This is a genomic window from Parabacteroides sp. PM6-13 (assembly GCF_029892605.1).
Lineage (GTDB): Bacteria > Bacteroidota > Bacteroidia > Bacteroidales > Tannerellaceae > QVMG01.
The window spans coordinates 94,137-106,747 of sequence record NZ_JARXWF010000011.1; the positions used below are offsets into that span (position 1 = coordinate 94,137).

Sequence of the window (12,611 nt, forward strand, 5' to 3'; positions counted from 1 at the left end):
CGAAACAAACTAACTATTTCCTATTCATGCGCATAGATATACTCACCGTACTACCCGAAATGATTGACGGGATGATTAATTGCTCCATTGTAAAACGGGCACAGGACAAAGGACTTGTGGAGATACACCTGCATAACCTGCGCGATTACACGACAAATAAATGGCGGCGTGTCGACGATTATCCCTTTGGTGGAGAGGCGGGCATGGTGATGCAGGTCGAACCGATCGACCGGGCCATCTCTTCCCTGAAAGAAGAAAGACATTACGATGAGGTGATTTATACCTCGCCGGATGGTGAAACCTTTAATCAGCCAATGGCAAATGGTATGTCTATGCTGGAGAATATGATTATTCTTTGCGGGCATTATAAAGGAGTCGACTACCGCGTGCGGGAGCATCTAATTACCAAAGAGATCTCCGTGGGCGATTATGTCCTGACCGGAGGTGAACTGGCGGCGGCTATTATCACCGACGCAGTGGTACGCTTGATACCGGGCGCGATAGGCGATGAGCAGAGTGCTTTGTCGGATTCGTTTCAGGACAATCTGTTAGCGCCCCCGGTATACACCCGCCCGGCGGACTATAAGGGCTGGAAAGTGCCCGACATCCTGCTATCCGGCCATGAACGCAACATTGCCGAATGGCGTCTGCAACAGGCACAGGAGCGAACAAAGCGCTTACGGCCGGATCTGTTGAAGTAAGAAGTTAGAGAAGTCAAAGAAGTTAAAGAAGTAAGAAGTTAGAGAAGTCAGAGAAGTAAGAAGTCAGAGAAGTAAGAAGTTAGAGAAGTCAGAGAAGTAAGAAGTAGAGAGTATAAAAGCAAAAAAAGCTGCTTCCCAATGTGGGAAGCAGCTTTTTTTATATTACTTCGTTACTTCTGTAACTTCTTACTTCTGTAACTTCTTACTTCTGTAACTTCTTAACTTCTGTAACTTCTTACTTCTCTGACTTCTTCTTAAGACAGGAATCCCAACAGGATACCGGCGGCAACAGCCGAACCGATTACACCGGCTACGTTCGGACCCATCGCGTGCATCAATAAGTAGTTGGTCGGATCATATTCCAAACCTACTACCTGAGAGATACGTGCCGAGTCGGGAACGGCGGATACTCCTGAGTTACCAATCAACGGATTGATCTTATTACCATCTTTCAGGAAGAGGTTGAAGAACTTCACGAACAGGATACCGGCACAGGTGGCGATCACGAATGAAAGCGCTCCCAGCATAAAGATCTTGATAGAGTTCCATGTCAGGAACTGAGTAGCCTGCGTAGATGCACCCACGGTGATACCCAACAGGATCGTGATTACGTCGATCAGCGGTCCACGAGCTGTTTCAGCCAGACGACGAGTTACACCACTCTCTTTGATCAGGTTACCGAAGAACAACATACCCAGCAGCGGAAGACCGGAAGGTACGAGGAAACAGGTCAACAGAAGACCCACGATCGGGAAAATGATCTTTTCGGTAGAAGATACCACACGCGGTGGTTTCATACGGATCACACGTTCTTTCTTGGTAGTCAACAGACGCATAAACGGAGGTTGAATGATCGGCACTAACGCCATATAGGAGTAGGCCGATACCGCAATAGCCCCCATCAGGTTAGGCGCCAATTTGGAAGAGAGGAAGATAGCCGTAGGACCGTCAGCCCCCCCGATAATACCGATAGCACCTGCTTGGTTGGGTTCGAAGCCCATCTGCAGGGCGATGATGTATGCACCGAAGATACCAAACTGTGCCGCGGCACCGATCAACATCAATTTCGGATTGGAGATCAATGCCGAGAAGTCGGTCATAGCCCCGATACCGAGGAATATCAATGGTGGATACCACCCTTGCACTACCCCCTGGTAGAGAATATTCAGTACCGATCCCTCTTCATAGATACCTACCTGCAGGCCGGCATCTTTGAAAGGAATGTTACCGATAAGCATCCCGAATCCGATAGGAATCAGAAGCATAGGTTCAAATTCATATTTAATAGCCAGGAAAATAAAGAGCAAACCTATAAAGATCATAGCGATATGACCCGGCGTTGCGTTGTAGAATCCTGTATAGGTTAAGAACAGTTGCAAGTTCTCACCCAGGAATGATAAAAAACTTTCTTGCATATTCTTATCCGATTACAACGAGTTCTGCGTTTTCCAATACAGAGTCGCCTTTGTTCACTTTTATTTCAATGATGCTACCATCGCGGTCTGCATTGATGCTGTTCTCCATTTTCATGGCTTCCAGGATCAACAATGTCTGACCTCTTTTTACGGTGTCGCCCACTTTGCATTTCATATCCAGGATAACGCCTGGCAGCGGAGAACGCACGGCACCTGCTGTTGCCGGAGCGGCCGGACGGGAAACAACCGGAGCACCGCTTGTAGTTGTCGGAGCCTGAGCCGGTCTTTTCAATGTAACCACCTGCTTCTTAGCCGGTTTTTCCATTTTTACTTTATAGGGCATACCGTTTACCTCTACTTCAGCCATATCTTCTACTACTGAATTGATATGCACTTTGTAAACAGTACCGTTGATTGTATATTTAAAACTTTTCATTCTTTTATGATATTAATAGATAATTACTTTCTTGGCAATTCGCGTAATCCATAGATCTTGGAGCTCCAGGGTGAATAGGTACGTTTCACTTTCTGAATGGTCAATACCGTGCTTTCGATATCGTGCGCGTCTTCATTCAATTCGTAAAGCGCCATACCAATAGCTACCAATACCTCGCCGGAGAGTTCGCCCGGTGTGGCAACAACCGCTTCTGCTCCGGTAGCCTTTTGTGCCCGACGGGCACCGGCTGCGATAGATGCTTTTCCGGTCATTTTGAATACCAGGAACAGAACGAGCAATCCAAGGAATACAACTGCCATAGCCGTCACAGTCATACCAAGTCCCAAGGAATCCTTCGTCTTGAAGTTCTCGATCTTCTCATTACTGTCCAATGTCAAGTTGTTGGTGCTTGGTGTAACTTTGGGCAGTAGAGCCCATTCGTCTTGCCCGTCAACTGAGCGTCCGAAGCTTACGTCCGCTTTTTGAGCTGCCGGTATCACAATCTCATCCACCAATGTTTTACCATCCGTATCATAAAGAGCGATGTAGTTCTCCTTTGTAGGATCCAGCGTGAAGCTGGCATGGAACGTACCTCGACTCGCGTTTCCATCCGCCCAGAACAGCGTATGCTGGCGGGGAGGGATCTTTGTTAATACGTCGCCTTTAGGAATAGGGTATTTCTTCGGGTCGTTTTTGTCGTTTGTCAAAAAACATCCACCGATATTTACCGTACCGGCCGAACTGTTATACAATTCGATCCAGGCACTTCGCTTACCATAGTCATCGACGAAATTGTCTTCATTGATGACCAGCACTTCATTTATTCGCATGGCGGTTACACGTTGCGCCTGCGCTCCAAAAGAAAAGAGCAACATGAACAACAATATAAAGCCTGCGTTTCTTTTTATTCTATTATACATAGTCATTTATACTTCTTAAATCTTACTTCTTACTCGCGTCATCTGTAAGAATTACAGAGGCATATTGTCATGTTTCTTCGCCGGGTTCACCAGTTTCTTTGTCTGCAGTTGCTGCAAAGCACGGATAACACGGAAACGGGTATTACGCGGTTCGATCACATCGTCGATATAACCATATTGAGCCGCATTGTATGGGTTGGCAAACGCTTTCTTGTATTCTGCTTCTTTTTCTGCCTGAAGCTTAGCAGGATCTTCGGCTGCCGCTACCTCTTTGGCAAAGATTACTTCTACAGCGCCACTCGGTCCCATTACAGCGATTTCAGCCGTTGGCCATGCATAGTTCATATCACCACGCAGGTGTTTAGAACTCATCACGCAGTAAGCACCACCGTATGATTTACGCAGTGTAACCGTTACCTTAGGCACAGTGGCTTCGCCATAAGCATAAAGCAGTTTCGCACCATGCAGGATCACACCGTTGTATTCCTGACCTGTTCCCGGAAGGAATCCCGGCACGTCAACCAACGTAACCAAAGGAATATTGAAAGCATCGCAGAAACGTACGAAACGTGCTCCCTTACGTGAAGCGTTGCTATCGAGACATCCTGCCATGATCTTCGGCTGGTTGGCGATGATACCCACAGATTGTCCGTTGAAACGGGCAAAACCTACGATAATATTCTTAGCATAATCGGCATGTACTTCCAGGAACTCGTTACCATCGATGATTGTACCGATCACTTCATACATGTCATAAGCCTGGTTCGGGCTGTCAGGGATGATATCGTTCAATACGTCATCCAAACGGTCGATCGGATCGTTACATTCGATAACCGGTGTTTCTTCCAGGTTATTTTGCGGAATGAAGCTGATCAAATGACGGATCAGTTGGAAGCCTTCTTCTTCTGTATCTACAGCAAAGTGAGCCACCCCTGATTTAGTTGTATGTACGCTGGCACCTCCCAGTTCTTCCTGGGTTACGTCTTCACCGGTTACGGTTTTAACCACCTTCGGACCAGTCAGGAACATATAGCTTGTTCCGCGGGTCATGATGTTGAAGTCGGTCAATGCCGGAGAGTAAACAGCACCACCGGCACAAGGACCGAAGATACCTGAGATCTGCGGAACAACACCCGAAGCCAGGATATTGCGCTGGAAGATTTCAGCATATCCGGCCAACGCGTTAACGCCTTCCTGAATACGCGCGCCACCCGAGTCGTTCAATCCGATTACCGGGGCACCCATCTTCATGGCCTGATCCATTACCTTACAGATCTTCATGGCTAATGTTTCCGACAGGGCGCCACCAAACACAGTGAAATCCTGTGCGTAGATGTAAACGACACGTCCTTCGATTGTTCCATACCCTGTCACAACACCGTCGCCCAGGAATTTGGTTTTCTCAATGCCAAAGTTTGTACTGCGGTGCTGCACAAACATGTCAAATTCTTCGAAGCTACCTTCGTCAAGCAACATGGCGATGCGTTCGCGCGCCGTGTACTTGCCTTTTTTGTGTTGAGCTTCGATTCTTTTTTCTCCACCACCCAGGCGGGCTTTCTCGCGGAGTTCGATAAGTTCTTTTACTTTTTCAAGCTGGTTGCTCATTGTATTGTATGATTTATTGTTAAAAATGAATCTTATTTATTCTGTCCTTCCATGCACAACTCAGTCAGAACACCGCAAGTTGATTTCGGATGTAAAAAGGCGATATCCAACCCTTCAGCGCCACCACGAGGTGCTTTATCGATCAACTGTACGCCCTTTGCAGCCACCTCATCCAATGCACTTTGTACATCAGGCACCGCAAAAGCAATGTGATGAATGCCTTCTCCGCGTTTCTCAATGAATTTGGCAATTGTGCTCTCTTCGCTGGTTGGTTCCAGCAATTCGATTTTAGTTTGGCCTACTTTAAAGAAAGCTGTTTTTACTTTTTGATCTTCCACTACTTCAATATTGTAGCATTTCAATCCCAGAACACCCTCATAATAGGGTAAACATGCTTCGATGCTTTTCACGGCGATACCCAAGTGTTCAATGTGCGTAAGTTCCATCTTTTTTGTTAAATTAATGATTTCGTAAAAGTTAATATGCAATAAAGCTGCAAAGGTACACTCTTTTTTTTAGGAATATAGAAATATTTCCGTAATTTTCAATGATATTTATCTGTTCGGAAGATACTTTGCCATTCCTTCGGAAGAGCTGAAACGATAGGCTCCTTCCTCATCAGTCCATATAAAGAAATAATCCAGTCCGGGAATAGCTTTGGCTACGCGAACTGCCTCTTCCAACCCCATAGCGGTAAAGGCGGTTGCCCAGGCATCAGCCGTCATACAGTCTTCCGCCACGATCGTACTGCTTAAAATATTTTGTTCAGCCGGATAACCGGTCATCGGATTGATCGTATGCGCGTATTTCTTACCCTCTTTCAGGTAATAATTCTGATAGTCACCCGATGTAGCCACGCCTGCTTTACGGGTTATCTGTACCACCTCTTCGATGGCAATCGGTCGTCCGGCTTTGGCCTCTTCCGGTTTGCGGATACCTATCCGCCAGGGGATACCTTTGCTGTTTACCCCTTTCGCCGTCACTTCGCCACCAATCTCAACCATATAGTTTTCAACGCCATGCGCTTCCAACATATTAGCCACCACATCACAGGTGTATCCTTTGGCAATGGCAGAGGCGTTTAAGATAACACGTGGATCCTCTTTTACTACTTGATTACCTTCGATACGCACCTTTTGATAACCCACCAGTTGCTTCAGGCTATCTATCTTTTCCGGCGTCACCTGATCTTCATTCTTAAAACCGAATCCCCACAGATTGATCATCGGAGCACAGGTAATATCAAACATACCGCCCGACTTTTCAGACACCTCCATCGCTTTGTTGAAAACAATCCGGAAATGATCGTCAATCTCCACCTCTTCGTTATTATTCACCTTGGCGATAATCGAGTTCGGATTAAACGGATTGAGCGACAGGTTGACCGCTTGCAACTCGGCATCGATCTCTTCAGTCATCAGCCTGGAGGCCTCATACTTAATCGAGTAGGATGTATGGAAAACAGATCCGGTTTCTTCCAGATACTGCTTCTTCTGCGTACAGGCAGTAGATGAAAAAACAATTAGAAAAGCGAGAATCAAATTCATCTGTTTCATATCAAATCTCCTTTTCAATGTTGTAGTTATTGCGCTGAGACGAATCGCGCGCTACCAACTCTCCCAGAAACCCGGTAAGGAACAGCTGCGTCCCAATAATCATCGAGGTGAGAGATATATAGAAGTAGGGCGAGCTGGTCACCAACGGCCGGAGAGTCGAATCCGGTGAAAGGATCGAAGCCAATTTCATCGATAAGACAATAACCAAAGCGATAAAACCGATCAGAAACATCAATGTTCCCAACAGACCAAAGAAATGCATCGGCTTTTTGCCAAAGCGGGAGGTAAACCAAAGCGTGAGCAAATCAAGGTAGCCATTGAAAAAGCGGCTGAGTCCAAACTTACTACTGCCATATTTGCGTGCCTGATGCTGCACCACCTTCTCCCCTATTCGATTGAACCCCGCGTTTTTCGCCAGGTAAGGGATATAGCGATGCATATCATTATATATTTCAATATTTTTCACCACTCTCTTATCATACGACTTCAAGCCGCAATTGAAATCATGCAATTTGACGCCGGAGAAACTACGGGCTGTCGCGTTGAACAACTTAGTCGGGATCGTCTTCGAAAGCGGATCATACCGTTTCTTTTTCCAGCCCGACACCATGTCGTAGCCCTCCTCTTTGATCATACGGTAGAGTTCCGGAATCTCGTCGGGACTATCCTGCAGGTCGGCATCCATAGTGATCACCACATCGCCCTCGGCCCGTTTGAATCCGCAATGCAATCCGGGCGATTTGCCGTAATTGCGGCGAAATTTAATTCCGCTGACCCGATCGTTCTTCTTTTTCAACGCTTCGATCACATCCCATGAACCGTCATTGCTTCCGTCGTCCACATAAATAACCTCGTAGCTGAATCCATTTTCATCCATCACCCGTTCGATCCAGGCGTTGAGTTCAGGAAGCGATTCGGCTTCATTATAAAGAGGTATAACAACTGATATATCCATATTGATTAGTTAATTATCGTCTGTTGTGTCTTCATTATCAGGGAGAACCGGAGTTCTCAATCTCTTCACTATATAGGCCACGGGAATCGAAAAAATGATGCCGTAGAAAACATTATTGAAAATCCCCTGGATAGCCATCTGTATGGGGCTTATCGTTGCTCCTTCGATGGCTTCAATCATTTTACTGTCTGCCTGAGCGCTTTTCAACATATCAATGGTTTGTTGCAAAGAGTTGGCCAGAAAGCCCGGAGGCGCCATATAACGGTAAAACATATAATGAAGTAGCGCGACCACCATAGCGGCAAAGAAATAAAGAAGTACCCCAAATTGCCAGCCATGCATAAAGCCCAACTGCCCCCCGACATCCATTTTATATCGCCAGGTATAATACAAACCTATAAAGGGAACAAAGAAGGTAAGAGTCATGTAGATGAAGCTGAAGAAGTTGGAACTGACGCCCAACATAAAGAAAATATACTTAAAACACCAGAACAGCCCAAACGAAAGGCCGTAGGTCATAGCGCTTTTGAATAATATACTTCTATTTTCTAACATAAACCTTTTAGTATCAGACGGCAAAATTACCTCTTATAACTGCAATACACAAATAAAAAAAAGAGAAACCCCGAAAAAGGTTTCTCTTTTTTGAGCCTCTTGTCGGATTCGAACCAACGACCCCGAGATTACAAATCACGTGCTCTGGCCAACTGAGCTAAAGAGGCAGGTGGGTAAGCTGACTATATCGCGCCGCTACAACCAAGTACCCTTGCTGCGGTCAAGCCCTGGGGGAATTCCGAGGGAGCATGCCGTATAGGACTTACCCGGCTGCAAAAGTAGTTATTTTTTCCCTTCATGCAACTGTTTTATGCAACATAGACAAAAATAAGATTCTAACTTGTTGGATTCCATGAAACTGGAATGTGTTAAAATATGTGTATTGCCGATTTTATTCCACTGTGTTGGTTAAGTGGGGGGGGGCTACGCTATAAGTCACATCCGCATGCCCGGAAGGGCTTCGACCTGGATAACCCCGTGCAAACCGTAGGTGCAGCGCGGGGTTGAAGTAATATATATATCATGAGCTCCGTAGGAGGTCAACTGTTGAGCCCCTACGGAGCTCCTTTTTTATTATACTTTCGTCCCCGAGCTTCGCCTGACGGCTTGCGCGGGGTTATCCAACTATAAGTCCTTCCGGACTTCAATAGCTTCCAATTTTCCAAAATTGGAAGATTTTTAAGGGTGCCCAAACGCCGCATAGCGGCGATCTGCGACCGTACATCTTCCCATCTTCCAAAACTCAAAGATTTCCAATTTGACCAAATTGCTTTACGCTGCGCTAAGCGAAACTTACATTTTGTCAAAATCGACCGACTTTTTTTCCGTAAACGCAGGGCTATTTTAAATTACCCGCAGGAGTAACACTTTTTAACGTATCATATTGTAAAGCAAAATGGCATTTTTGCTTACACTTTGTATTTTTAAGATAGACCTTAATCTAAGCTTTCCCGCATTTGACCCACACAGTAAAATGATTTGAGCCTTAAAACAAACAGCCAAAGCCATTTTCTTCCTAACTTTGTTCTTTTGTTATTTCTTACAGCTTAAAAAACAAATAAAGAGATAGAATCATGGAATATCGGAAAATAGGAAAGACCGGTCTATCGGCCAGCGTAATCGGATTGGGTTCGGAACACCTGGATGGCAAACCCTATGCCGTAGTGGAAGAAACCATTCACGCGGCTCTGGATCAGGGGATAAACATCATGGACCTGTTCATGCCGGGCGACGAGGTGAGACACAACATAGGCAAAGCACTTGGCAACCGCCGCAAAGAGATGATTATTCAAGGCCATATCGGCTCGGTGGACTTGAGTGAGCAATACGATATCAGCCGCGATTTGCCTACCTGCCAACGTTATTTCGAACAACTGTTGAAGCATCTCGGTACCGATTATATTGATGTAGGCATGTTGTTTTTCATCGATTCCGATGAAGCCCTGGAGCAGATATTCACCAATGGCATTGTCGACTATGCCTTGGAATTGAAGCGTCAAGGCGTTATCCGTGCGATCGGAACAAGCTCTCACAACCCCGTTGTAGCCCGAAAGCTATTGGAGACAGGCGTTGTGGATCTGATGATGTTCAGCATCAACCCCGCCTTCGATATGACACCCGCCGGAACGGATGTCTTAACCACCATGGAAGAACTGTCCGAACAGCAATATGTCACCATCGATCCGGTACGTGCCGATCTTTATAAATACTGCGAACAACAGGAGATCGCTATTACCGTGATGAAAACATTGGGTGGCGGAAGGCTTTTATCGGCCGAACACTCTCCGTTCAAAAAAGCAATGTCAGTCACACAATGCATCCATTACGCCTTGACCCGCCCGGGTGTTGTCAGTACGATGATCGGCTGCCAGTCGGCTAAACAGGTAGAAGAGGCAGTTGCTTATCTGCAAACGACCGAACAAGAGCGCGACTACATGGAGATCATCAGTGGTTACCGGGGAGAGGGTAGCGGCCAATGCGTCTATTGCAACCATTGCCAGCCCTGCCCGGTGAATATCGATATCGCCATGGTGAATAAGTACCTGGATATTGCCCGGTTGGACACCGCGCAAATCCCTCCAAGCATTAAACAGCATTATAGATCGTTATCAGCCAGTGGTGCCGACTGTATCGCCTGTGGCAGTTGTGAAGACAAATGCCCTTTCTCGGTCTCTATTATCCGAAATATGGAACAGGCTGAGGCATTGTTGCGTTAATAGTCCCAAATGCTTCTTACAAGATAACAAGAAGGGTCACAACGGAGATCAATATCCATAAGGAGACACCCAACACAATGGGCTTTATGCCTACGCTTTTTATGGTCTTTACCGACAGAGTTGAACCAATGAGGAAGAGTGTAGCGGAGAGCATCTTATGCGAAGCTATATAGATGACACGCTGCACCGTTTCCGGAATAGGCAAATAGGTATTCGCCACCATTGCCAGGATAAAGAGGAATATAAACCAAGGGATTGAAATCTTGTGTTTACCCTCGCTACGGAACAAAAAGATCGACACCAGCGAAAGGGGTATAATCCACAACGCCCGGGTCAGCTTCACCGTCGTAGCTATTTCAAGCGCTTGTGGTCCATAGGAAGAGGCTGCGCCAACCACCGAGCTGGTGTCGTGTATGGCAATTGCCGACCACATCCCAAATTGCTGCTCGGTCAGTCCCAAAGCGTGTCCTATCAGCGGAAAAACAAACAAGGCAATCGCGTTTAAGATGAAAATGGTTCCCAGCGACAAGGAGGTCTCATCGTCGTTAGCCTTTACGATCGGAGCGACAGCGGCAATCGCACTGCCTCCGCAAATGGCCGTACCGGAAGAGATCAGGTATGATAATTTGGGTGGGAGTTTTATCCAACGCCCGATCAACCAGCCACACACCAACACGCCAACGACCGACACGATCGTAAAAAGTATCCCCTCGCGCCCCGCCGCCAGCGACTGGTGCAGATTCATACCGAATCCCAGCCCTACAACAGCAGCCTGAAGCAGGTATTTGGATAGTTTCTTAGTTGGCTTCGGATAGGGATTCGCAAAGAGCAGTGCATATACGATTCCGCAAAACAAGGCAATAGCCGGAGAGAGAAAGGCAGAAAGAATAAACAAAGAGATAAAAAGAAGTCGTAACATTTGTCCATTTATTTGGGGACAAAGTTACGACTTACATTTCTTTTTCTACTATATAATTCGAATCCTTCTTGATTTACCTACTCTCACTACTGGAAAATCTTCTCAGCAAACAAGGTGAGATAGATACGCCAGTTACGCCATATATGCCCACCATCGGTTTCCAGGTATTCATATCTATACCCTTTGGAATCAAGGTATTTGCGATAGTTCGTGTTGGCATCAAACAGGAAATCGGTATTCCCTATGGCAATCCAGTATAGTTTCGGATTGGCTGCAAAAACAGCGGCTACCTCCTTACCAAACGTCGCATCCTCGTTCATTTGCTCCAACATATTCTTTTGCGGATCATTGTTTCCGCCCATAAAGATAGCTGCCGAGAACAAACCAACATAGTCGAACATAGTCGGATAGCGCTTGGTGATAGAGAACGAATGTCCTCCTCCCATGGAGAGTCCGCAAATGGCGCGGTTTTTCTTTCCTTTCAGCGTGCGGTAGTTTTTCTCTATATAATTCACCACGTCGGGGAAACTTTCTTCCATCGAGGCAACAGGCTTGGATGTGGCATGCCCCCTAAAGGAGGGTTTATACATGCCGTTCGAGCCTTCGCCCGGGGCTGCTTCGCTGTTGGTATTTCCGTTGGTCATTACAACAATCATTGGCTTTGCCTTTCCCATGGCAATCAGGTTATCCATAATCTGCGAAGCACGGCCTAAGGTTGCCCATGCCTCTTCATCTCCGCCTGCGCCATGTAACAGATACAATACCGGATAACGCCCACCCTTCTCATAACCGGGAGGCGTATAGACCGTCATCCGGCGCGACATCTTCAACGTCGGGCTCTCATACCATACTTTCGACACACTGCCATGCGGCACCTTGTTGACACTGTATAAATCACCTTTATCGCCCGCCTCTTTTTCTATAATAAAGATATTCGTATAGGTAGCGATATCGCGACACATATAGACATTCGAGGGATCCAACTGATCACGTCCATCCACGATGAATTTGTAAGAGTAAAGCTCAGGCGACAAGGAGCCGGTCGTATAGGTCCACACCCCATCATTCCCCTCTTGCAGATCAACAACGAGATCTCTCTCCACCGGTCCCATAGGAGAATCCACTTTTTCTTTCGCCAGGAAATCGCCGGTAAGCTGTACCCGCACCGCCTTAGGAGCAAACAAGCGGAAAGTAACCGTTCCGTCTTCTTTTACTTCGGGCGATACCAGATCATTCCCGCCAAACAAAGCCTGCTGCGACCAGGCCTGTGTAAAGACCAATAAACACACTAAAGAAACAATGATTTTTTTCATATAATTACTTTTTAGAAATG

12 protein-coding genes and 1 tRNA gene are annotated in these 12,611 nt (G+C 46.4%); 2 read left to right on the forward strand and 11 right to left on the reverse strand.

Annotated elements, in window-relative coordinates:
• Positions 1–26 precede the first annotated feature (26 nt).
• On the forward strand, positions 27–701 hold the full coding sequence (trmD, locus tag M2134_RS11530) for a tRNA (guanosine(37)-N1)-methyltransferase TrmD (protein WP_280751260.1): 675 nt from the start codon (positions 27–29) through the stop codon (positions 699–701).
• Positions 702–955: 254 nt separating this feature from the next.
• On the opposite strand, the gene M2134_RS11535 is transcribed toward trmD, so the two are convergent.
• The 9 genes from M2134_RS11535 to M2134_RS11575 form a co-directional block, all read right to left on the reverse strand.
• Positions 956–2,116 carry a sodium ion-translocating decarboxylase subunit beta gene (locus M2134_RS11535; protein ID WP_280751259.1) on the reverse strand — a complete coding sequence of 387 codons (1,161 nt, stop codon included), beginning with the start codon at positions 2,114–2,116 and terminating at the stop codon, positions 956–958.
• A gap of 4 nt (positions 2,117–2,120) precedes the next feature.
• Positions 2,121–2,552, reverse strand: coding sequence for a biotin/lipoyl-containing protein (locus M2134_RS11540; RefSeq protein ID WP_280751258.1), 432 nt, complete (start codon positions 2,550–2,552; stop codon positions 2,121–2,123).
• A 23-nt stretch (positions 2,553–2,575) separates the two neighbouring features.
• The gene (locus tag M2134_RS11545; RefSeq protein ID WP_280751303.1) at positions 2,576–3,427 is read right to left on the reverse strand and encodes a lamin tail domain-containing protein; all 852 of its coding nucleotides are present in this window, start codon (positions 3,425–3,427) and stop codon (positions 2,576–2,578) included.
• Positions 3,428–3,523: 96 nt separating this feature from the next.
• Positions 3,524–5,077 carry an acyl-CoA carboxylase subunit beta gene (locus tag M2134_RS11550; protein ID WP_280751257.1) on the reverse strand — a complete coding sequence of 518 codons (1,554 nt, stop codon included), beginning with the start codon at positions 5,075–5,077 and terminating at the stop codon, positions 3,524–3,526.
• Between the two features lie 32 nt (positions 5,078–5,109).
• Positions 5,110–5,523, reverse strand: a complete 414-nt coding sequence (mce, locus tag M2134_RS11555) for a methylmalonyl-CoA epimerase (protein ID WP_280751256.1) — start codon at positions 5,521–5,523, stop codon at positions 5,110–5,112.
• Between the two features lie 108 nt (positions 5,524–5,631).
• Entirely contained in the window at positions 5,632–6,633 is a 1,002-nt protein-coding gene (locus M2134_RS11560; protein ID WP_280751255.1) for an FAD:protein FMN transferase, read from the reverse strand.
• Between the two features lies 1 nt (position 6,634).
• Positions 6,635–7,588: a glycosyltransferase family 2 protein gene (locus M2134_RS11565; protein ID WP_280751254.1), complete on the reverse strand. Its 954-nt coding sequence runs from the start codon at positions 7,586–7,588 to the stop codon at positions 6,635–6,637.
• Positions 7,589–7,597: 9 nt separating this feature from the next.
• Positions 7,598–8,143 (reverse strand): DUF4199 domain-containing protein, encoded by a 546-nt coding sequence (locus M2134_RS11570; RefSeq protein ID WP_280751253.1) that lies wholly within the window; start codon positions 8,141–8,143, stop codon positions 7,598–7,600.
• A 93-nt stretch (positions 8,144–8,236) separates the two neighbouring features.
• Positions 8,237–8,310, reverse strand: a tRNA-Thr gene (locus M2134_RS11575).
• A gap of 906 nt (positions 8,311–9,216) precedes the next feature.
• Here M2134_RS11575 and M2134_RS11580 point away from each other — a divergent pair.
• On the forward strand, positions 9,217–10,359 hold the full coding sequence (locus tag M2134_RS11580; RefSeq protein WP_280751252.1) for an aldo/keto reductase: 1,143 nt from the start codon (positions 9,217–9,219) through the stop codon (positions 10,357–10,359).
• A 16-nt stretch (positions 10,360–10,375) separates the two neighbouring features.
• Here M2134_RS11580 and M2134_RS11585 read toward each other — a convergent pair whose 3' ends face one another.
• A complete protein-coding gene (locus M2134_RS11585; protein ID WP_280751251.1) occupies positions 10,376–11,278 on the reverse strand; it encodes a putative sulfate exporter family transporter in 903 nt (300 codons plus the stop codon).
• A gap of 86 nt (positions 11,279–11,364) precedes the next feature.
• Complete coding sequence (locus M2134_RS11590) at positions 11,365–12,591, reverse strand: esterase (protein WP_280751250.1); 1,227 nt, start codon at positions 12,589–12,591, stop codon at positions 11,365–11,367.
• Between the last annotated feature and the right edge of the window lie 20 nt (positions 12,592–12,611).

Excerpts from the sequence above, each read along its gene's own strand:
- M2134_RS11535 (WP_280751259.1), bottom strand. The coding sequence starts at position 2,116 with ATGCAAGAAAGTTTTTTATCATTCCTGGGTGAGAACTTGCAACTGTTC.
- M2134_RS11565 (WP_280751254.1), bottom strand. The coding sequence starts at position 7,588 with ATGGATATATCAGTTGTTATACCTCTTTATAATGAAGCCGAATCGCTT.
- M2134_RS11545 (WP_280751303.1), bottom strand. The coding sequence starts at position 3,427 with ATGTTGCTCTTTTCTTTTGGAGCGCAGGCGCAACGTGTAACCGCCATG.
- mce (WP_280751256.1), bottom strand. The coding sequence starts at position 5,523 with ATGGAACTTACGCACATTGAACACTTGGGTATCGCCGTGAAAAGCATC.
- trmD (WP_280751260.1), top strand. The coding sequence starts at position 27 with ATGCGCATAGATATACTCACCGTACTACCCGAAATGATTGACGGGATG.
- M2134_RS11585 (WP_280751251.1), bottom strand. The coding sequence starts at position 11,278 with ATGTTACGACTTCTTTTTATCTCTTTGTTTATTCTTTCTGCCTTTCTC.
- M2134_RS11570 (WP_280751253.1), bottom strand. The coding sequence starts at position 8,143 with ATGTTAGAAAATAGAAGTATATTATTCAAAAGCGCTATGACCTACGGC.
- M2134_RS11540 (WP_280751258.1), bottom strand. The coding sequence starts at position 2,552 with ATGAAAAGTTTTAAATATACAATCAACGGTACTGTTTACAAAGTGCAT.
- M2134_RS11590 (WP_280751250.1), bottom strand. The coding sequence starts at position 12,591 with ATGAAAAAAATCATTGTTTCTTTAGTGTGTTTATTGGTCTTTACACAG.
- M2134_RS11580 (WP_280751252.1), top strand. The coding sequence starts at position 9,217 with ATGGAATATCGGAAAATAGGAAAGACCGGTCTATCGGCCAGCGTAATC.
- M2134_RS11560 (WP_280751255.1), bottom strand. The coding sequence starts at position 6,633 with ATGAAACAGATGAATTTGATTCTCGCTTTTCTAATTGTTTTTTCATCT.
- M2134_RS11550 (WP_280751257.1), bottom strand. The coding sequence starts at position 5,077 with ATGAGCAACCAGCTTGAAAAAGTAAAAGAACTTATCGAACTCCGCGAG.